This window comes from Flavobacterium sp. LC2016-13 (assembly GCF_009707955.1).
Taxonomy (GTDB): domain Bacteria; phylum Bacteroidota; class Bacteroidia; order Flavobacteriales; family Flavobacteriaceae; genus Flavobacterium.
Map to the genome: position 1 here is coordinate 112254 of NZ_WMDQ01000012.1, position 19936 is coordinate 132189.

At 34.6% G+C, this 19936-nt stretch carries 24 protein-coding genes and 1 pseudogene; 16 read left to right on the forward strand and 9 right to left on the reverse strand.

Annotation, left to right across the window (positions count from 1 at the left end; all coding sequences use genetic code 11):
• Positions 1-13: 13 nt before the first annotated feature.
• On the reverse strand, positions 14-403 hold the full coding sequence (locus tag GKZ86_RS20730; RefSeq protein ID WP_154784962.1) for a helix-turn-helix domain-containing protein: 390 nt from the start codon (positions 401-403) through the stop codon (positions 14-16).
• A 1019-nt stretch (positions 404-1422) separates the two neighbouring features.
• Between GKZ86_RS20730 and GKZ86_RS20735 the strand changes: the two genes are divergently transcribed.
• Both GKZ86_RS20735 and GKZ86_RS20740 read left to right on the forward strand, forming a co-directional pair.
• Complete coding sequence (locus GKZ86_RS20735) at positions 1423-1929, forward strand: GNAT family N-acetyltransferase (protein ID WP_154784963.1); 507 nt, start codon at positions 1423-1425, stop codon at positions 1927-1929.
• Positions 1930-2016: 87 nt separating this feature from the next.
• Positions 2017-2565, forward strand: a complete 549-nt coding sequence (locus GKZ86_RS20740) for a HutD family protein (RefSeq protein ID WP_154784964.1) — start codon at positions 2017-2019, stop codon at positions 2563-2565.
• A gap of 283 nt (positions 2566-2848) precedes the next feature.
• On the opposite strand, the gene GKZ86_RS20745 is transcribed toward GKZ86_RS20740, so the two are convergent.
• Positions 2849-3418, reverse strand: a complete 570-nt coding sequence (locus tag GKZ86_RS20745; protein ID WP_154784965.1) for a Crp/Fnr family transcriptional regulator — start codon at positions 3416-3418, stop codon at positions 2849-2851.
• A 238-nt stretch (positions 3419-3656) separates the two neighbouring features.
• Between GKZ86_RS20745 and GKZ86_RS20750 the strand changes: the two genes are divergently transcribed.
• The gene (locus GKZ86_RS20750) at positions 3657-4763 is read left to right on the forward strand and encodes a polysaccharide lyase family 1 protein (RefSeq protein WP_154784966.1); all 1107 of its coding nucleotides are present in this window, start codon (positions 3657-3659) and stop codon (positions 4761-4763) included.
• 279 nt (positions 4764-5042) lie between these two features.
• Here GKZ86_RS20750 and GKZ86_RS20755 read toward each other — a convergent pair whose 3' ends face one another.
• From GKZ86_RS20755 to GKZ86_RS20770, 4 genes are all read right to left on the reverse strand, one after another.
• Complete coding sequence (locus tag GKZ86_RS20755) at positions 5043-5426, reverse strand: DUF3037 domain-containing protein (protein ID WP_154784967.1); 384 nt, start codon at positions 5424-5426, stop codon at positions 5043-5045.
• Positions 5416-6198 (reverse strand): HipA family kinase, encoded by a 783-nt coding sequence (locus GKZ86_RS20760; RefSeq protein ID WP_154784968.1) that lies wholly within the window; start codon positions 6196-6198, stop codon positions 5416-5418. Before GKZ86_RS20760 ends, GKZ86_RS20755 begins: the two co-directional genes overlap by 11 nt.
• Before the next feature lie 278 nt (positions 6199-6476).
• Positions 6477-7343 carry an NAD(P)H-hydrate dehydratase gene (locus GKZ86_RS20765; RefSeq protein WP_154784969.1) on the reverse strand — a complete coding sequence of 289 codons (867 nt, stop codon included), beginning with the start codon at positions 7341-7343 and terminating at the stop codon, positions 6477-6479.
• A 674-nt stretch (positions 7344-8017) separates the two neighbouring features.
• Positions 8018-8407 carry a Fur family transcriptional regulator gene (locus GKZ86_RS20770; protein ID WP_154784970.1) on the reverse strand — a complete coding sequence of 130 codons (390 nt, stop codon included), beginning with the start codon at positions 8405-8407 and terminating at the stop codon, positions 8018-8020.
• A gap of 90 nt (positions 8408-8497) precedes the next feature.
• Between GKZ86_RS20770 and GKZ86_RS20775 the strand changes: the two genes are divergently transcribed.
• From GKZ86_RS20775 to GKZ86_RS20825, 12 genes and pseudogenes are all read left to right on the forward strand, one after another.
• Positions 8498-8845: a MerC domain-containing protein gene (locus GKZ86_RS20775; RefSeq protein ID WP_154784971.1), complete on the forward strand. Its 348-nt coding sequence runs from the start codon at positions 8498-8500 to the stop codon at positions 8843-8845.
• Between the two features lie 8 nt (positions 8846-8853).
• Positions 8854-9807, forward strand: coding sequence for a GTP-binding protein (locus tag GKZ86_RS20780; RefSeq protein WP_154784972.1), 954 nt, complete (start codon positions 8854-8856; stop codon positions 9805-9807).
• 1 nt (position 9808) lies between these two features.
• The gene (mog, locus tag GKZ86_RS20785; RefSeq protein WP_154784973.1) at positions 9809-10339 is read left to right on the forward strand and encodes a molybdopterin adenylyltransferase; all 531 of its coding nucleotides are present in this window, start codon (positions 9809-9811) and stop codon (positions 10337-10339) included.
• A gap of 2 nt (positions 10340-10341) precedes the next feature.
• The gene (gene thrS / locus GKZ86_RS20790) at positions 10342-12276 is read left to right on the forward strand and encodes a threonine--tRNA ligase (RefSeq protein ID WP_154784974.1); all 1935 of its coding nucleotides are present in this window, start codon (positions 10342-10344) and stop codon (positions 12274-12276) included.
• Positions 12277-12807 (forward strand): dCTP deaminase, encoded by a 531-nt coding sequence (gene dcd / locus GKZ86_RS20795; protein ID WP_154784975.1) that lies wholly within the window; start codon positions 12277-12279, stop codon positions 12805-12807.
• The gene (locus GKZ86_RS25580) at positions 12794-12919 is read left to right on the forward strand and encodes a hypothetical protein (protein ID WP_255460129.1); all 126 of its coding nucleotides are present in this window, start codon (positions 12794-12796) and stop codon (positions 12917-12919) included. The genes dcd and GKZ86_RS25580 overlap by 14 nt, the downstream gene beginning before the upstream one ends.
• 15 nt (positions 12920-12934) lie before the next feature.
• Positions 12935-13198, forward strand: a pseudogene (locus GKZ86_RS25645) (phosphoribosyl-AMP cyclohydrolase); the annotation flags it as partial.
• A complete protein-coding gene (gene folE / locus GKZ86_RS20805) occupies positions 13195-13845 on the forward strand; it encodes a GTP cyclohydrolase I FolE (RefSeq protein ID WP_154784976.1) in 651 nt (216 codons plus the stop codon). The pseudogene GKZ86_RS25645 and the gene folE, both read left to right, overlap by 4 nt.
• A 2-nt stretch (positions 13846-13847) precedes the next feature.
• Positions 13848-14264 (forward strand): Fur family transcriptional regulator, encoded by a 417-nt coding sequence (locus GKZ86_RS20810; protein ID WP_154784977.1) that lies wholly within the window; start codon positions 13848-13850, stop codon positions 14262-14264.
• Positions 14265-14269: 5 nt separating this feature from the next.
• Positions 14270-15025: a hypothetical protein gene (locus GKZ86_RS20815; RefSeq protein ID WP_154784978.1), complete on the forward strand. Its 756-nt coding sequence runs from the start codon at positions 14270-14272 to the stop codon at positions 15023-15025.
• 17 nt (positions 15026-15042) lie between these two features.
• On the forward strand, positions 15043-15357 hold the full coding sequence (locus GKZ86_RS20820) for a hypothetical protein (RefSeq protein ID WP_154784979.1): 315 nt from the start codon (positions 15043-15045) through the stop codon (positions 15355-15357).
• A gap of 177 nt (positions 15358-15534) precedes the next feature.
• Positions 15535-15942, forward strand: coding sequence for a 6-carboxytetrahydropterin synthase (locus tag GKZ86_RS20825; protein ID WP_154784980.1), 408 nt, complete (start codon positions 15535-15537; stop codon positions 15940-15942).
• Positions 15943-15984: 42 nt separating this feature from the next.
• Here GKZ86_RS20825 and GKZ86_RS20830 read toward each other — a convergent pair whose 3' ends face one another.
• On the reverse strand, positions 15985-16437 hold the full coding sequence (locus GKZ86_RS20830; RefSeq protein ID WP_154784981.1) for an Lrp/AsnC family transcriptional regulator: 453 nt from the start codon (positions 16435-16437) through the stop codon (positions 15985-15987).
• Positions 16438-16598: 161 nt separating this feature from the next.
• Between GKZ86_RS20830 and GKZ86_RS20835 the strand changes: the two genes are divergently transcribed.
• Positions 16599-17591, forward strand: coding sequence for a bile acid:sodium symporter family protein (locus GKZ86_RS20835; protein WP_154784982.1), 993 nt, complete (start codon positions 16599-16601; stop codon positions 17589-17591).
• A 122-nt stretch (positions 17592-17713) separates the two neighbouring features.
• Here GKZ86_RS20835 and GKZ86_RS20840 read toward each other — a convergent pair whose 3' ends face one another.
• Both GKZ86_RS20840 and GKZ86_RS20845 read right to left on the reverse strand, forming a co-directional pair.
• On the reverse strand, positions 17714-18745 hold the full coding sequence (locus GKZ86_RS20840; protein ID WP_154784983.1) for a methionine synthase: 1032 nt from the start codon (positions 18743-18745) through the stop codon (positions 17714-17716).
• Positions 18746-18778: 33 nt separating this feature from the next.
• On the reverse strand, positions 18779-19831 hold the full coding sequence (locus GKZ86_RS20845; protein WP_154784984.1) for a DUF1852 domain-containing protein: 1053 nt from the start codon (positions 19829-19831) through the stop codon (positions 18779-18781).
• Positions 19832-19936: the final 105 nt, after the last annotated feature.

Genomic DNA, 19936 nt, shown 5'->3' on the forward strand with positions numbered 1-19936 from the left:
TATCTTCAAAACACTATTTCCCATTCAATAACTTCTCCAAATACTCAACTTTATCTTTTTCAGCTTGCACCAAACGTTCGTAAAGTTCAACAACTTTATCTAAAGGATTAAAATTGCAATTGTAATTACCTGTCGTAATACTTCCGTGATCTTGAAAAGTATTTCCAATAATATTAAAAACCGCTTCTTCTGAAAAGTTTTTAATTGCTTCAACAGAAACTCCAAGAGCTTTTGCAATCTCAATTAGTTTTTGTTCGTCTACAGTTTCGCTGTTTTCAATAGCCGAAATTGCCTGCTGATTTGTTCCCAAAGCTTGTGCCAGTGCTTCCTGTTTCATATCTTTAAGCTCTCTGATACGGCTTATATTTCTGCCGATATGTTTTGGTTTTATTGCTGTACTCATAATTCAAAGATATTTAAAATTCTTAAACGAAAATAAATTTCGGTAAAAAACAAACTAGTTTTTGTAAGATACGCTTTTCAATAATTTATATATCTTTAAAAACTAAAAAACAATATTAAAAACATGAGTAAAATATACAATTTTGAGAAATTTGAAGTCATTAAAAGTCTAATAAGAATCTCATCTTGGTTTTTAATTTTAATATTGTTGTTTGCCATAATTTTTACTTTACTTTCTACTGGATTTGAAAGTTATTTCATTAATTATTGTATTATCTTTCTATCTATTTTCACATTGTTTTTCAATGTTATAACCTTATTTGTAATTTCTATTTTGTATAAATTAAAGAAAGAAAAAATATTTTACAACATTAAAAAAGAGTCAATCTTATTTCTGGCTTCTTTAGCTAGCCTGATGTTTTTAAGTTGTATAATACATTTAAAATATTAGAATAAGAATAATTATTCTCCTGCTCGTGTCCCCAAAGAATAGCTAACTCAGATTGAAATAAAAATTTTTATTAAGTTCTAAAATTATGGAGAATTTTTTCATAGCAATATTAATCAGCCAAATGCTATCTTACGGAATAATAGATCATTTTAAAATCAAATATGGCCGTCTCATCATTCTGTCAATCTTTCTTTCTCTATTTTTAATAGTTTTTCCAATTTATTATCAAGTGAATGAAAACAAAGATTCTGTTTTGTGCTTATATAATGCATTTGATTATTTTGAGGTTTATTGGAATATTGGTATTGGACTCGTTTTATCAACCCACTTCATTTATTGTTATCTGATTAATAAAAAATCTAAAACTGTACAATAAATTATTTAAGCTAAACTAAAGACAGCATATGTAAAAATTTCAATTGCCTCCAGCTTTAGCTGGAGGTTTTGATTTTGCAGACTAAATTCGGCTTTAGCCAAAAAACTTAAAAGATTAGGCTAAAGCCATTTTCTAATATAACTTTGCCCTACAGCTAAAGCTGTAGGCAATTTATTTTTTTTTACTAAATAACATGATCACAAAAGTAACATTACAAGACATTCCGGCATTAACAACCTTAATAAACTCAGCTTACAGAGGCGAAACTTCTAAAAAAGGCTGGACAACCGAGGCTCATTTATTAGAAGGAAAAAGAACAACCGAAGAAGAGTTAACAGAAATCATTTTAAATCCTAAAAATACATTCCTGAAATTTACAGAGAATGACAAAATTATTGGTTCAGTTTTATTGGTCGAAAAAGAACATCAATTATACGTTGGAATGCTAACTGTTTCACCTGAATTACAAAATGCCGGAATCGGGAAAAAGATGTTAGCAGAAGCTGAAAGTCATGCCAAAACTTTAGGAATATCTACTCTTAGCATGACGGTTGTTTCAGTTCGTTCAGAACTTATTGCCTGGTACAAACGTCATGGTTATGTCGAAACCGGCGAAAGAGAACCTTTTCCTTCAAGCGATATTCATATTAATATTTCAGATAAACCTTTGGAGTTTATATTTTTAGAGAAAAAGATTTAAGTATGTTTTACCATATAAGTGATATAAGTTCATTTAAAAGAAGGATTATATATCTAGAAATTTTAAGTCACATTAAATATTCAATAAATGAACATACGTCTTTTCTCTAAAAAAAATACTACAGCCTCTATTTGGAGCGGCGGATTGACATATGAATATATGATATATCCGAAAACCGCAAGCTATATCGATAGAGATTTTGCATTCAGAATTAGCAGTGCTACAATAGAGGAAACGCCTTCAGAATTTACAAAATTTAAAGGTTATTTCCGATACTTGGTTATGCTTGATAACTCCTTGCATATTGATATAAACAAAGAGAAAAAAGTATATGAGAAATATGAAATCATGGAATTTAATTCGGATGATGAAGTGACTTCTTATACAAAAGGTATTGATTTTAATTGGATGGTTTCTGAAAAAATAAGCCATCACAAACTGAAAATAACGAATAGTAATCAGAATTATAATGCTGAAATAATAATTTTATTTTCTTTAGACAGAACAGCTATTAAAATTAATGAGAAGCCGTACGATCTAGAACCTCATGATTTATTGGTCATCGAAAATCCAGAAAAGGAAAATATAATGCTTCATTTTTCTAATGAATGTCTCACCGGAATATTGGATTTTTAATCTCGAAAAGTCGCAGAAACACTAAGTTTTTTTGAATCTCGCAAAGTCACAGAGCCGCAAAGATTTTTCACGCAGATTTAAAATGATTTAAGCAGATTTAAAATAGATCTTTTATTAAATTAAATCTGCCGGAATCTGCAAAATCTGCGTGAAACAAAAATCATTTTAATCCATTTATCGCGATAGCTATCGGGAGTGGTTAATAATCTTATGTTAGACGCACCGCAGTGCGCCTCTACAGAAAACCTTTGTCGCTTTGAACCTCTGAGTCTCTGAAACTCAATTAAACCATTCTCTTAATTTTTGACAAGAATTCGTGCGAAACGCCCAAATACGATGATAAATTCTTGTTGTTAATGGTTTGCATTTTCTCCGGATAACGCTCTCTAAAATCGAGATAACGTTCCTTAGAAGTTTTATTTAAAACATCTAAAAGTCTTTGTTGTATGGCAATATTAGCGCGCTCAATCATGATGACGTGAAACTGAATAAGCTTTGGAACTTCAACAAACAACTTCGCTTTATTAACTTTATTAATCACTAGAATTTCGCTGTCTTCGATTGCTTTAATATTATACGTGGTTGGTTTTTGATGATAGAAACTTTCGAGATCACACATCCATTCTTTTTCGAAAGAGAAAAAAATAACACTTTCGGTTCCGTTTTCGTTTAAAATGTAGGTTTTAAAAGATCCTTTTAAAATAAAACCTTCATAACTATTGTTAGAATCCTGAATTTGCAAAAACTCATTTTTCTTGAGCTTTATGAGTTCTGCTTTAGAAACAATGCAATTCCATTCTTCTTCGGTTAAGGGAATTTTACGTTCGATGTTTTTTCGTAGTAGGTTGTACATAATTTGGTTTGTTTTTTTGTGGGAATTTGTTTTTACAATTACCTTATTTATTTGGGGGAATAACAATGTAATCGATTACGTAAAAATACCTTTTTTATCTATTTTTGTAAATGAACAACTGTTAAAAAACTATATTTTGTAGAAATTTTTACAAAAGATTGAACTTGTTCAACTTTTTTAGAATTAATTATAAGCAGATTTGTACTGTTAAATATTTTTAAAACCCCAAACTTAAATTATGAAATTAAAAACAAAATGGTCAGTGTTATTTGTAGCCCTGGCGTTCAGTTTTGCAAGTTGTAACTCTGAAGAAGTTCTATCTTCTAACGAAAATGCAAGTGCAACAAACGTTGCTTCTGCTTCTAACGGCTTAACAGCAAAAGTTGGTAACTGTGCCGAAGTTCCGGGATGGGCTTCTCAAAACGGAGGTACAACAGGTGGAGGGTCTTCTGCCGAAACAACGGTTACAACTTATGCTCAATTGAAATCTGCAATTGAAAGCAGTACTGTAAAAGTTATTAAAGTAACTGGTACTATTACCGTTACTACAAGATTGTCTTTGCAAGACCAAACCGGTAAAACCATTTATGGTACCAGCGGTGCAAAATTGGTTTCTACGAACCAAACTAAAGATGCTTCTGGTATTATTAATATCAAAAGATGTAAAAATTTAATCATCAGAAACCTTATTTTCGAAGGTCCGGGTGCTTATGATACTGATGGTTGGGACAATGCAATTCTTGACGATTGTCAAAATGTTTGGGTTGACCACTGCGAATTTAGAGATGGCGTTGATGGAAACTTTGACATCAAAAACAAATCAGATTATATTTCGGTTACGTATTCTAAATTCGGTTATTTAAAACCACCAAAAGCTGGAGGTTCAGGAGGTTCTGACGATCACAGATATTCAAACTTAATTGGTTCAAGCGATGGTGCAACTGCAGATCGCGGAACATTGAGAATTACATTTGCGCGTTGCTGGTGGGCTCCTGGCTGTAAAGAAAGAATGCCAAGAGTACGTTTTGGAAAAGTGCATTTAATAAACAACTACTTTAATAGTACGGTAAGTAATAAATGTATTGCTGCAGGTTTTGAAGCTAATCTTTTAGTAGAAAGAAACTCATTTGATGGTGTAAAAACTCCGATTGATTTAATGACGGGTTACACAGCAGTTACTGCTACTGACAATGTTTTTGCTAATACAACCGGAAATCAATTAGGAAGCAATACAGCTTTTACTCCGCCGTATACAATCGTAAAACTTGCTGCATCTGCTGTAAAAGCTGATGTTACTGCCGGAGCAGGCGCAACATTTACAGGAAACACTTGCGGTTCATTCTAATTAAAAAATATTTTTAGTATTATAATTTCAAACGATCTACTTTGAAATTATGGTATTAAAAAAATGAGTTAGTTAGTTTAGTTTTAAACCACGAATTACAGTAATGTAGTTCGTGGTTTTATTATGTTTTGCCATGAAGATACGAAGTCGCAAATTTTTTTGTTTCACGCAGGTTCTACAGATTTAGCAGATTTTTTTAAAACTATATGTTATACGCATCGCTATGCGTCTCTACAAAAAACCTTTGCACCTTTGAGCCTCTGAACCTTTGTACCTTCCTCAAAGAACCAATTCCTCAAACAATCTCTGAATCGTTTTCTCTAAATCTTCGCACAAGCCGGAATGTGGTCTTGAGGTTTGAATTGCAGAACTACGAATAGCTGTTAACCATCGAAAACGCTCCGGAATCTCAAATTCACCAATTGGACCGGCATCTTTATCTCCGCTTGCAATTTTCTTAAGCGCTGTTACATTGCAATGCAATTGCTCAATGTCAAAATCATTAGAAAGTGCTTCAATTTTGGCATCGTCGATATGAGCCAATACTTTTATAAACTTGGCTTTTTTACAAAATAAAATGATTCCGATATTTAGGAATTCTTCGCGCTCCACTCTTGGTACCACGCGAATTACGGCATACTCATATAAGTGACTATCTTGCATTTTGAGCTTGATTTACAAAGATTTCGGAATTATTTAATCTGGTTTGCAAGAACTGTAAATATACGTTTCGCAAGGCTTCTGGTGTTTCATCGGTATCTTCCCATTCTAGCCATTCCTGTGGAATTGTATTTACAATTTCTTCAAGAATTTCATTACTTAAAAGTGCTTTAAATTCGGCATCAACTTCTTTTAAAAGTGATGCTTGTGGCAATAAAACGTGATCTTTGATCAAAGCAAACGGGCTTTTGGCATGTTGCTCCCAATTGTTCCAGGAATGATGAAAATACAAACACGCTCCGTGATCGATCAGCCATAATTCTTTATGCCAGATCAGCATATTTGTGTTTCTAAAAGTACGATCGACATTCGTAATATAAGCATCTAGCCAAACAATTTGCGAGGCTAATTTAGCATCGACAGTTGTTACAACAGGATCGAAAGTAATAGCTCCCGACAAAAAATGAAGTGCCAGATTTAATCCCTGGCTTCCTTGTAGTAAATCCTGAATTTCTTCATCGGCTTCGGTTCTTCCAAATGCTTCATCGAGATTAGCGAAAACCAATTCCGGAAGTTGCAATTTTAAGGCTTTAGCAATTTGTCCGCCAACCAATTCGGCTATTAAAGCTTTTACGCCATGTCCGGCTCCTTTAAATTTTAAGACATATTTAAAATCGTCATCGGCTTCTGCCAAAGCGGGTAAAGAACCGCCTTCGCGTAAAGGCGTGATATAACGCGTAACATTTACCGTTCTTAGATCGAAATTGTTTTTCATAAGCAGTATTTACTGAAATACAAACTTACGATTTTTGATTTTAGAATTTAGATTTATGATTTTAGATTCTTGTTGCATTAACCGCAAAGGCCGCAAGAATTGCATTTTACTGATAGCGCAGAGATCGTAAAGCTGGATGGTAATTCTCAATTGTCATCATTTTTGTCATCCTGAGGAACGAAGGATCACACACGGAACTCGACAAAGATTGGCGATTCAGTTTGCGGAGTTTCTTGTGTGATCCTTCGTTCCTCAGGATGACAAACTGCGTATAGAATCTAAGTCAGTCTAATATCTAAGAAGTCTAAACTTAAAAATGCTTTTCCAAGATTCTCGATAATATCAGATGCTACAAACGATTGATAACCCGTTTGCGGCAAAGCAATATCTGCGGTTAATCCGTGAAGGAAGATGCCTAGTTTTGCTGCATATATAGGTTCATAACCCTGAGCTAATAAACTTGTGATGATTCCCGTTAAAACATCGCCGCTTCCTGCGGTGGCCAAAGCAGCATTTCCGGTCGTGTTTTCGTAGATTTTACTTTTATTGATGATGTATGTTGGAGCACCTTTCATGACAATAATTAGCTTGTATTTTTCAGAGAAAGCGATTGTTTTTTGAAACTTTTCAGATTCTGAATTCCACTTGCCTATTAAGCGTTCGAGTTCTTTTGGATGTGGCGTTAAAATAGTGTTTTCCGGAACTAATTCTAACCAGGATTGGTTTTCTGCCAAAATATTCAGCGCGTCGGCATCGAGGACTAAAGGTATTTTATTGATTCGTAAAAATTCGAATAAGGCTTTTTGTGTGCCTAACTCCTGCCCTATTCCCGGGCCAATTCCGATTGCCTGAGGAATTATAGGAAGATGAATATGAGTAATGAAATTAGAGTTTTCATCATTAACAACCATAACTTCCGGAATCGAGATTTGCAGAATTTGATAACCACATTTTGGTGTAAAAGTAGTTACGAGTCCGCAGCCGGATTTTAAACAGGATTTTGATGCCAAAACCGCTGCTCCAATTTTGCCATAACTTCCGGCAATAATTACAGCGTGCCCCTGAAGTCCTTTATGCGTCTGAGGATTTATGGGTTTATAGAATTTTAGAATATCTTCTTTGGTGATTAAAAACGGATCTTTCATTTGGCTTATTTATTATTTTAATTTTAATCACTTCTGGATTTAGGTTAGTGGTATTGTAACGCTGATGAAACAGATTTACTTCGTAAAGACGCGGATAAAAACGGATTTTTTATTTCCTGATATCTGTGTGTTTTGTTTTTATTTTAGTAACATAAAAAAATAGATTCTTAAAGTTACATAAAAATTAGAAGAAGAAAGTGTTTCTTGTTACCGTAAATTCCTAGCCCTGATAGGAGCGACATCCTTTTTGTTTTTTCTTTAAAAAGATTATAAAATCCGGAAGAAGCTAGTTAATAGTAGTTTACAAAATTTAAAAACACTATCAGTAACGATTTAGTAATGGTGCTTATTGCATTCATTTTCAACTAAATTCCTTGTAAATCAATTGCAAACTTACAAAAAAACAGAAAACATTTAGAATATATAGCTTATTTTCCATCTATATTTCATGATTAGTACCTTCTCTTTTATCATCAAGAAATTTTATGCGATTTATTTTACTGCGTAGTTCAAAATAAGTGTGATAAAAGTTGAAGGTATTGACATTAAAAAGAACCCTGTCAAAAAATTGATATAAATTATTTCTTTAGTTTTTGTAGGACGCCTTTACGTTCCAGCAAAGTATGTAAAACAATATTGTAATTACAATTAAACTCTTTTTGATGTAATACAGATTATTTCCCATTACAATTTGGGCACAACCCAGAAAGTGTAAAATTGACCTCTTTTACCAGATAATTATCAGGAATTTTATAAGACGGCTCAACCGAATCCAAACAGGTTACCGAAAGACATTTTTCGCAACTAAAATGCACGTGATTATGCGTGTGCTGATGATTGTCGTGATTATGATGACAGCTTGCATATTTGACCGTTCCGTCTGGAGTTGCAATTTTATGAATCACATCTTCATTGACCAAGCGATCTAAAATTCTATAAATAGTAACTCTATCACATAAATCACCTATTAATTTTTGAATTTCTATATGCGATAAAGCCACATCAGAATTTGTTATTAATTCTAAAATAGCCGTTTTAGAAGCTGTATTTCTAGTTGTTTTCATTTTATAAAAAAATAATAACGCAACAATGTTGCGTTTATTGAAATAAAAGTATATTTGCAACAAAATTGCATTAAACAAATATACACACAAATGAAGAAACAATCAATAGTCGTTTTAGATATTTTAGGAATTTCAAGTGCTAGTTTATGCTTAATTCATTGCTTGCTATTCCCTATTTTAAGTATTATTCCATTTGGTTTTTCAGACACGCACTGGATAGATATTTTTTTTGCCTGTATTGGAATGTTTGTGGTTTCTAAAATACTGATGAGCAAAACGTCCAAAAAAGTCAAACTCATTCTTGCTACATCAATAGCCATTATAATAATTGGAGTTGTTTTAGAAACTATTTGGAAAATCAATACCCAAATGATTTTAATCGGAGGCATCGGAATGATAATCGGACATTTTTTGAACTATAAACTGCATTCAAAATAAACCGATAAATGGAAAACCAAAAAAAAATAAACGTTTACATCCTAACAGGATTTCTAGGTTCTGGAAAAACAACGGTATTGAACCATTTGTTAAGTCAGTTTGCCAATGAAAAAAATGTAGTCATAGAAAACGAGTTTGGTAAAATAAATATTGATGCCACCCTTGTAAACGGAACATTCGAATCGGTTTATGAACTCACAAATGGCTGTATTTGCTGTTCGATAAACAACCAATTACTGGAAACTTTAACCCGAATTCATACATTAGAAAACCAACCCGACAATTTATTTATAGAAACTACAGGCATTGCCGATGCTGGCGAAATAGCATCCACTTTTACAGCTCTTTTTGTGGCAGAGGCATTCGATTTAAAGAAAATTATAACTGTTGTCGATGCCGAAAATCTACTTTTTTATAAGGATTCCAATGTCGAAGTACAAAAGCAAATTGTAGTAGCAGATACTGTGGTTATCAATAAATTTGGATTGGTTACAAATGAAATTTTAACGGATATAAAAGATTTTATCCAATCGATAAATCCGTATTCGAGTATAATTTTATCTAAAGATGGTTCGCTGGATCGAATGAATTTGGCAACAGATAATAGTCAAAAAACACTAAATTCAAACACCGTTTACAAATCCGAAAGTGTTCATAAAATCAAAACAATGCTGTATGAAACAGACGGTTTTTTTGATATTCAAAAATTGAAATACGAGCTTTTTAGAAATCTGTATTTGTACTATCATCAGATTTATAGAATAAAAGGCTACGTTTTAAATCCTGAAAAAGAAGTTTTTTTGGTGCAAACAGCAGGAAAAACAGTAGTAATAACGCCAACAACAAACCAACAGATTTCAAAAAGCCAATTGGTTTTTATTGGAAAAGAATTACAATTAAAAACCATCGAACGATTACTCAAAAGTGCTATTGTTAAAAATAAAAACCTTCAATTATCATAAGATGGAAAAACTAAAAATTGGAATTCTTACTGTATCTGACCGAGCCAGCAAAGGAATTTATGAAGACTTGTCGGGACAGGAAATTAGAAAAGTAATTGATAATTACACCAACGACAGTTGCGATTTTGCTTATTGTGTTATTCCAGATGAAGAAGAATTGATACTCGAAAAATTAATTCATTTATCGGATATAGAACTGTGCAGTTTGATTTTTACAACAGGCGGAACGGGTCCTGCCTTGCGAGATGTAACACCCGAAGCCACCGAGAAAGCCTGCCAAAAAATGTTGCCCGGTTTTGGCGAATTAATGCGAAAAGAAAGTCTTGCCTACGTTCCTACCGCCATATTATCCAGACAAACGGCAGGAATCAGGAATCAAACCTTAATTGTGAATCTTCCCGGAAAACCCAGTGCCATCGAACCTTGTTTGAAAGCTATTTTCCCCGCAATTCCGTATTGTATCGATTTGCTCGAAGGCCCATTTATGACTTGCAACCCAGAAACTATCCAAATTTTTAGACCCAAAAAATAAGTATGATAACGATTTTATTACCCTCAAATACTCAAAAAACTTTCGACAAAGAATTGGTTACTTTGCTTGATGTTGCCGAATCTATAAGCAATTCTTTAGCCAAAGAAGTTCTTGTAGCAAGTGCCAACGGACAAATTGTAGATGTAAATATCCCCATTGAAAATAATTCTAAAGTCAATTTATTCACTTGGAAAGACGACGAAGGTAAAAATGCTTTTTGGCATACCTCGGCACATTTACTTGGATCGGCGTTGCAGGAATTATATCCCGGCATACAGCTTGGAACAGGTCCTGCCATAGAAAACGGATTTTATTATGATGTTGATTTTGGCGAATATAAATTTACCGATGCCGATTTTACCAAAGTCGAAAATAAAATGCTGGAATTAGCTCAAAACAAATCAGAAAACATCCGAAGAGAAGTTTCAAAAACAGTGGCTACAGCATTTTTTACCCAACATTACAACGCCTATAAATTAGAATTACTGGAACGTTTGCACGACGGAACGATTACGTTTTACGAAACAGGAAATTTTACCGATTTGTGTGCAGGACCTCATATTCCGAATACTTCCGTTATCAAAGCTGTAAAACTTACGGCTATTGCAGGAGCTTATTGGCGTGCGAACGAAAAAAACAAAATGCTGACTCGCGTTTATGGTATTTCGTTTCCGAAAAAAGCTGAACTCGACCACTATCTCGAAGCATTAGAAAAAGCAAAACAGCGAGACCACCGCAAACTGGGCAAGGAATTAGAACTTTTTTATTTTGATGAACAAGTCGGAATGGGTTTGCCATTGTGGGCGCCCAAAGGCGAAGCGTTGCGACAAAACTTAATTGGTTTTCTCAAAAAAATTCAAATGCGAGCCGGTTATCAGCACGTGGCAAGTCCGCATATTGGTAAAAAAGAATTGTATGTAACCTCGGGACATTATGCCAAATACGGTCAGGATGCTTTTCAGCCCATAAAAACACCCGCCGATAATGAGGAATTCTTTTTGAAACCAATGAATTGCCCGCATCATTGCAAAATATACGCAACCAAACCCCGAAGCTATAAAGAAATGCCCATAAAATATGCCGAATTTGGTACTGTATATCGTTATGAACAAAGTGGAGAATTGCACGGATTGACTCGGGTTAGAGGTTTTACGCAAGACGATGCACATATTTATTGCCGACCAGACCAACTAAAAGACGAATTTTTGAAGGTGGTTGATTTAGTGAGTCTCGTGTATGGAAAATTAGGTTTTACTGATTTTCAGACCCAGATTTCGTTGCGAGACTCTACAAATAAAGAAAAATATTTGGGTACAGACGAAATGTGGAATTTAGCCGAAAATGCCATTATAGAAGCCACCCAAGAGCGAGGAATGAAAACCATAACCAAAGAAGGGGAATCTGCCTTTTATGGTCCAAAATTAGATTTTATGGTGCGTGATGCCATTGGTAGAAAATGGCAAATTGGTACTATTCAGGTGGATTATATGATGCCCGAAAATTTTGATTTGACTTATACAGGAACCGATAATGGGTTGCACCGACCCGTAATGATTCATCGGGCGTTGTTTGGTTCTATGGAACGATTTATTGCATTGTTGATTGAACATACGGGTGGAAATTTCCCTGTTTGGCTCGCACCAACCAAAGTGATTCTGTTGCCAATTGTGTCCAAATACATTCAATATTGTCAGGAAATTGCCAATCAAATCAATGAGGAATTCGATTTGCAAATTGAAGTTGATGAACGAGATGAAAAAATTGGACGCAAAATCAGGGATGCCGAAACCCAAAAAATCCCCTATATGCTTATCGTGGGCGAAAAAGAATACCAAGAAAACCAAGTTTCAATTCGGGTACACGGCGAAGGCGATAAAGGAGCAGTTTTGATTTCGGAATTTATGGAGAATTTTAGAAAAGAACTTAAAATAATATAAATGATTTTAAGCGGAAAAGAAATAGAAAAAAACCTCGGAACAAACATTTCGATTGAACCATTCGATGCTAAACAACTCAATCCCAATAGTTATAATTTGAGGTTGCACGAGGAATTATTGGTGTATGAAAATACTATTTTGGATATGAAAATAGAGAACAAAGCATCGGGGATTACCATTCCAAAATCGGGCTTGTTGCTAGAACCTAACAAACTCTATTTGGGTAGAACCGTAGAATATACCAAAACCCATAATTATGTACCAATGCTGGAAGGCAGAAGCAGTATTGGGCGATTGGGAATGTTCATACACGTTACGGCAGGCTTTGGCGACGTGGGTTTTGAAGGCTATTGGACATTGGAAATCTTTGTGATTCAGCCCTTGATTATTTATCCTAATGTTGAAGTTTGCCAAATTTATTACCACGCCATCGAAGGCGAATTTGAAAGCTATACCAGCGGTAAATATCAAAAAAATGATAGTATTCAACCGAGTTATTTATTTAAAGATTTTGAAAATGAAAAGTGGTAACACCGAATTAGAGGAAACTCAAAAACTGCAGTTGCAATTTGACAAACGAGGCGGATTACTTCCCCTTGCTGTTCAGGAAACCCAAACAGGGCAATTGTTAATGCTGGCTTAGGTAAATTCAGAAGCATTTGAAATTACACTAAAAACCAGAAAAGCGACTTTTTGGAGTACTTCTACAAACAAAATTTGGACAAAAGGATTGACTTCGGGCAACACTTTACGTATAGACGAAATTCTTATTGATTGCGACCAAGATGCAATTGTTTATAAAGTAACACTCGAAAAAGGAGGTGTTTGCCACACTTTTAATGCCCAAGGCGAGAACAGAAAAGCCTGTTTTTACCGAAAATTAGATTTAGAAAACAATCAATTATATTTTTTAGAAAAATGAAAAATCAAGAACAAGCCGATGCATTTGGCGACAACCACATCGGCACATCGACAGAAACACCTTTGCGTAGCGATGCTTTTGCCAGAACAGACGACCAAAAAATAGAAGCCATATCGTTTCATTATCAAAAAATAATGGAAGAATTGGGCTTGGACTTAACAGATGATAGCTTGAGTGGCACGCCCTATCGAGTGGCAAAAATGTATGTAAAAGAACTTTTTTCGGGATTAGACCCTAAAAACAAACCTAAAATTTCGATTTTCGACAATAAATACGAATACAACAAAATGCTGATTGAAAGCGACATTACTTTTAACTCTTCTTGCGAGCATCATTTTTTACCCATAATTGGCAAGGCACACATTGGTTATATTTCGTCAGGTAAAGTGATTGGATTGTCAAAAATGAATCGGATTGTGCAATATTTTGGGCGAAGACCCCAAGTACAGGAACGAATGACAATGCAAATTTTCAACGAATTGAAAACCGCACTCCAAACCGAAGATGTAATTGTGGTGGTCGAAGCCGAACATTTGTGCGTTTCTACCCGTGGCGTAAACGATAAATCCAGCAAAACAACAACACTAGAATATAGCGGACAGTTTAGCGATACTCAAATTCGAAATGATTTTTTTAAAATGATATAGCAATGACGAAAGAAGCCACCCTAATTCTAAAAGAAAATGGACTAAAAATTACCCAAAACAGATTGGATATTTTGTCTGTTTTTCTGGGTTCTGAAAAGGCTTTTACGTTATTGGATTTAGAAAAAATATTTGACCATCAACACGACCGATCTAGCATATTTAGAAGCTTGCAAATTTATTCACAGAAAGGGATTTTAGAAAAATTCTGCAATGCATCGGGTACAGCGGTTTATACTTTAAATCTGCACATTCCTGATTGTGATGGCAAATCTCATTTTAAATGCAAGGATTGCGAAACCGTAGTTTCACTACCCAATTTACCCGAAGAATACCTGCAAGTATTGGGTAAAAATAAAATGGAAACGATGAATTTATTAATTGAAGGCACTTGCGAGAATTGTCAAAATAAAAACCCCTAATCACTATGAACCAATTTGTATTAAAGGAATACCCGAATGCTGAAACAGGCGAAAATGTAACCAATAAATACTTGGATTTTTTAGAAAAAGAGTATCAATCCGACCTCTCAAAAATGCTCTTTGCTACTTCGCTTTGTTCCGATGACGTGAATGTTTCTACCGATTTTAGAAAAGTGTTGGCACGTCCCTTTTCAATGGGTGGTTTGGGTGGTTTGCCTTATTCTGGACTCACGGGTATGGTGGCATTTGCGCATCACATTCCAGATGGTGGTGATGCGTTTGTTTTTTATGGTCCACATATTGGCATTTCGGATACTGGAGTACTCGGCGAAATGAGACGACCGGGACAACGCAAACTAACCAATAGTTGTGGTGCATTAATGCTTGGATTAGAACGATTACAACAACAAAATGAGGTGTATGTACCCATCAATTCGGAGATAGATTACCAACAAATATTACTGGAACGAACCGTTATGCCTTATAAACAAAGAATTCTAGAGGCATCGAATCCAAAAAAAGAAATCACAGAAGTTTTCTATGAAGAAATTCATAGAAAAATACAATTGCTAGTCAAAATATCTAAAAAAGAGTTTCAGTGCGAGCGAATTTTTTTATTGGGAGGCATCATCATTAATACATCCCCAGAGTTTAATGATATGGTCGATGTTAGAAATTTTCAGGTTGTAAATACCAATGAAATTGAAGACAAACCTTTTGATATTTCAATTTTGGAAACACCTGCTTTTAAAGATTTATAATAAAATAAAAATTAGTAATGCAAAAAAAAGCCTATCTAAATCCCGAAGAAATTCAACTACTGAAACACTTTAACTCTAAAAATAAAATTGTTTCTATTTTCTATTATTATTGGATAAATTCTTCAAATCCTGACGAACATTATAGTTTTATAGATGTTATTGAATTTGTTTTTGACGATAATTCTGCTTTGTTTTTTAAACTTAATGATGATGATTCTGGGATTGGAATTACCACTGAATTTGAATTTGAAAAATATAAAACAAGCCTAAAAACCGAATTTCTACAGCAAATAAGGCTTCAAAAAGTGGAAGCTACCACATTAGAAATATGAAAATCTACTGTAAAGCTTCCTTTTCAGGAAATAACAGCCATTAAAGAGCGTGGTCATTTTTTGAGTTCGACTTTTTGGATTGATTTCAAAAATCAGAAAATAGAACTCCATTTTCATCCTGTAGAAGGATTGGTTGTAACAGAATACGAGGAAATTTTAGAATAAAACCGTAAAAAAATGAAAACTACCATTTGCAGAGAAGCCCATTTTAATGCCTGCCATAGAATGCACAATCCCCATTGGTCAGACCAAAAAAATAAGGAGGTATTCGGAATATGCAACAACGCCAATTATCACGGGCATAACTTTAGGCTTATTGTAAAAATTACAGGAGAAATTAATCCCGAAACAGGTTATGTAATGGATATGAAAGTCTTGGGAACTATTATAAAAAACGAAATCGAAAACCGTTTTGATCATAAAAATCTCAATCTTGATTGCCCCGAATTCAAAGAAAAAATAGCTTCTACCGAAAATTTTGCTTGGGTAATTTATGGAATTTTAAAGCCGTTGATTTCAAAGGAAATTCAATTAGCGATTACGCTTTATGAAACCGATAAGAATTTTGTAGAGGTTGGGGAGTGAGAAAAATACAATTTTCATTTGACCATTAAGCTTTCCTTTAGCCTATCCATAGAGATTTTTTATCTCCGCCATGACAAATGTACTATGGGTACTCCCTATGCTTTTAACTGCGCCTAATTTATTAAAGACAAAATCCTGATAATGCTTCATGTCTTTGGCAGAGACTTTCATTAAAAAATCGTAATCTCCTGCGATATTATAGCATTCCACAATTTCTTCTATTTTCATAATATCACTAACAAACTGATTCCCAATATTACGATCGTGCTGTTTAAGTTTGATATTACAAAAAACGATGAATCCCTTGTTTAATTTTTCTGCATCAAGGAGTGCTATATATTTCTTAATATAACCATTGTTTTCCAATCTTTTAATTCGCTCAAAAACTGGCGATGCCGAAAGATTTACCATCTTGGCAAGTTCTTTTACCGTGTATTTAGAATTATCGTGAAGTATATTTAGTAATTGAAGATCTATATTGTCTATCTGCTCCATGGAATATTTTACTTAAAAAAGGTTGAATTAATTTACAAAAAAGAATAATAATCTTCAAATATACCAAAAAACAATACAAAAACCTTATTTTAATTAATTCGAAGATTTAGCAACCTGTAAAACTTATTTTTGCAGTATATAAATCTAAAAAAAAGAGTGCATTGAAGAAGTTATTAGAAGTTTTAAGGAAAGTAGGTTTGGATGGTTTCTTGTTAATGATAGGCACCATGATTCTGCTGGCCTATTTTTTGCCCCAGCTGGGCATGATCAAAGAACCTGTTTCGCTAGAAGACATCGCCAATGTAGGCGTGTCGTTTATTTTCTTGTTTTATGGATTGCGATTGAGTGTTGAGAAACTAAAAACCGGGCTATCAAACTGGAAAATGCACCTTGTTGTTCAGTTAACAACGTTTTTGTTTTTTCCGCTCCTCGTTTTGGCATTTCGTCCTTTATTCATCAACGCTGGTTTCGAGTTGCTTTGGTTGGGTGTATTTTTTCTGGCAGCTTTACCATCCACAGTTTCCTCTTCTGTAGTCATGGTTTCTATCGCCAAAGGCAACATTCTTGCAGCTATTTTCAATGCGAGCATTTCGAGTTTGATTGGAGTAATCGTTACGCCGCTCTGGGTTGGGCTGTTCATAGCTTCTGCAACAGGCGATTTTGATATTACTAATATCGTCATAAAGTTGGTTCTTCAAGTCTTGTTGCCTGTCATCATTGGCATCAGCCTCAACTCCCGTTTTGGCACCATTGCTGAAAAATATAAGAAACAGCTCAAATATTTTGATCAGGCAGTCATTCTTACTATCATTTATACGTCGTTTTGTAAGTCATTCTCCGAACATCTTTTCGAAGGCTTTACTGCCCTTGAACTTGCCGGACTCGCCACAGGGATGATGGTCTTGTTTTTTGCCGTATTCCTTTGTGTCGGACTACTCAGTCGTTTGCTTGGTTTTTCAGATGAAGATCGTATTACTGTCTTATTTTGCGGATCTAAAAAGTCATTGGTACACGGCACCGTTATGTCAAAAGTGCTTTTTCAGCACAGTACAATCACGGGCATCATATTGTTGCCACTCATGCTTTACCATGCCTTGCAATTGATTGCTGCAAGCATCATCGCTCAACGTATGGCTCGACGAAAAGAACTCTAATTTTTGTTATGGCCTGATTTCAGGAAGGAGTTTCTAGATTTATTTGTTAGTCCGAAGAGTCGCTAAACTCTACGGACAGAGGAGTCAAAAAAAAGACTCCATTTTCTAATTAATACATTGGACTAAATAGTATGTTCTTTGCGTATAATTTCTGCTCCTGCACTTAAAGCACTTAACTTACCTCTAGCTACATCTCGAGATAACGGAGCCATACCACAGTTTGTAGAAGGGTAAAGATTTTCGATATTTACAAACTCCAGCGCTTTACGTAGCGTATCAGCTACTTCTTCGGGTGTTTCGATAGTGTTGGTTGCCACATCAATGGCACCGACCATTACTTTTTTACCGCGAACAAGTTCCATTAAATCAAAAGGTACATTTGAGTTATGACATTCTAATGACACAATATCAATATTGGATTTTTGAATTTTCGGAAAAATTTCTTCGTATTGACGCCACTCTGAACCCAATGTTTTTTTCCAATCCGTATTGGCTTGTATTCCATAGCCGTAACAAATATGTATAGCTGTTTGGCATTTTAAACCTTCAATGGCTTTTTCTAATACTGCCATTCCCCAGTCGTTTACTTCATTAAAAAAGACATTAAATGCAGGTTCATCAAACTGAATAATATCGACCCCGGCATCTTGAAGTTCTCTTGCTTCTTCATTGAGTGCTTTTGCAAATTCCCACGCCAATTTTTCTCGGCTTTTGTAATGGTCATCGTATAAGGTATCTACCATGGTCATTGGGCCAGGCAATGCCCATTTTATAGGCTTTTTAGTTTGTGTACGTAAAAATTTAGCATCCTCAACAAAAACGGCTTTTTGACGTGTAACTTGATCTACAACAATAGGAACACTCGCATCATAACGGTCACGAATTTTTACAATTTTACGATTTTCAAAATCTACACCGCTTAAATGCTCGATAAAAGTCGTTACAAAATGTTGACGTGTTTGTTCACCATCACTAATTATATCAATTCCTGCTAATTCTTGTTCCTGCAAAGAAATGCGCAAAGCATCTTGTTTTCCTTCCAATAACTGATCTCCTTCTAATTTCCAAGGTGACCAAAGTTTTTCGGGTGGTGCAAGCCAAGCAGGCTTTGGTAAACTTCCAACAATTGAGGTGGGTAATACTAATTTGTTCATAATAAAAATAATTTTAAGGTGTTGTTGTATTAATTAAAGAGCGAAATTGGCAGACCATTGTTCCAGAAGACTTTTGTAAGGGGTAATGAAATGCTCTTCAGCATATTTACCCTGTTCAACTGCCAATTGGCTGCGCTCTTCGCGGTCATAAACCACGCGAGTCAGTGAATAATCTCCGTGTTTAAGATTAGGTTGATAGATTTTCCCAGCCACTGAATTTGCATTGTAAATTTCAGGGCGATAAATCTTCTGGAAAGTCTCCATCGTGCTAATGGAGCTGATTAGTCCAAGATCAGTATAATCAGCAAGTAGATCTCCGGAATGATAAAAAGCCATCGGCGCCACACTGTTCGGAGGCATGAAAAAACGAACTTTTAAGCCCATTTTAGAGAAATATTCATCAGTGAGAGAATACTGATCCTGCAAATATTCATAACCCAGAACCGGATGCTGAAACCCAGTGCAAGTGTACGTTTTGTTGCTCGATACACTTAAACAAATAATCGGTGACATTTTAAAGTGCTCTTTGTAAGTGTCTGAACTCACAAAGCACTTATAAAGTTTACCGTGTAAATCACCAAAATTTTCAGGAACACAAAAACTAGATTTGTTTTTATTGTGCTCGATCAATAAAAAACTGAAATCATAATCACGAACATAAGAAGAAAAATTATTTCCGGCAATACCTTCGATACGCTGGTTAGTCTTGTGGTCAAAAATATTCGTTTTTAAAACTTCAATCAACGGCAGATTGTTACTACCATTTTTATCATCAATACGCATTGTTACTGTGATGATTTCAAGTTCTACAAGGTAACGATCCCCTTTTGGGTTATCCAAATAAGCCAATGCATTGAATCGATTGTTAATCATATTTAAGGCATTACGCAAGTTTTGTTGGCGATTTTCCCCTCTAGCCAAATTTGCAAAATTGGTGGTAAGACGTGTTTTACTTGAGGGGCGATAGTTTTCATCTAAACAAGTGCTCTTTAATGTAAATGCAAAATCATTCTTGATTGTATTCGGAGTGTTTTGAATATCTTTCTTTTCGTTTACTATTGTTTCTTCTTGTACGGACGCTTTCATTTGATGAGGATATTTAGATTTTTTACCTTGCAAATTTCAAAATAAAAGATGAATATTTTTTTTATTTCTTAAAAATAAGATAAATATTCCTTTTTTATTTATTTT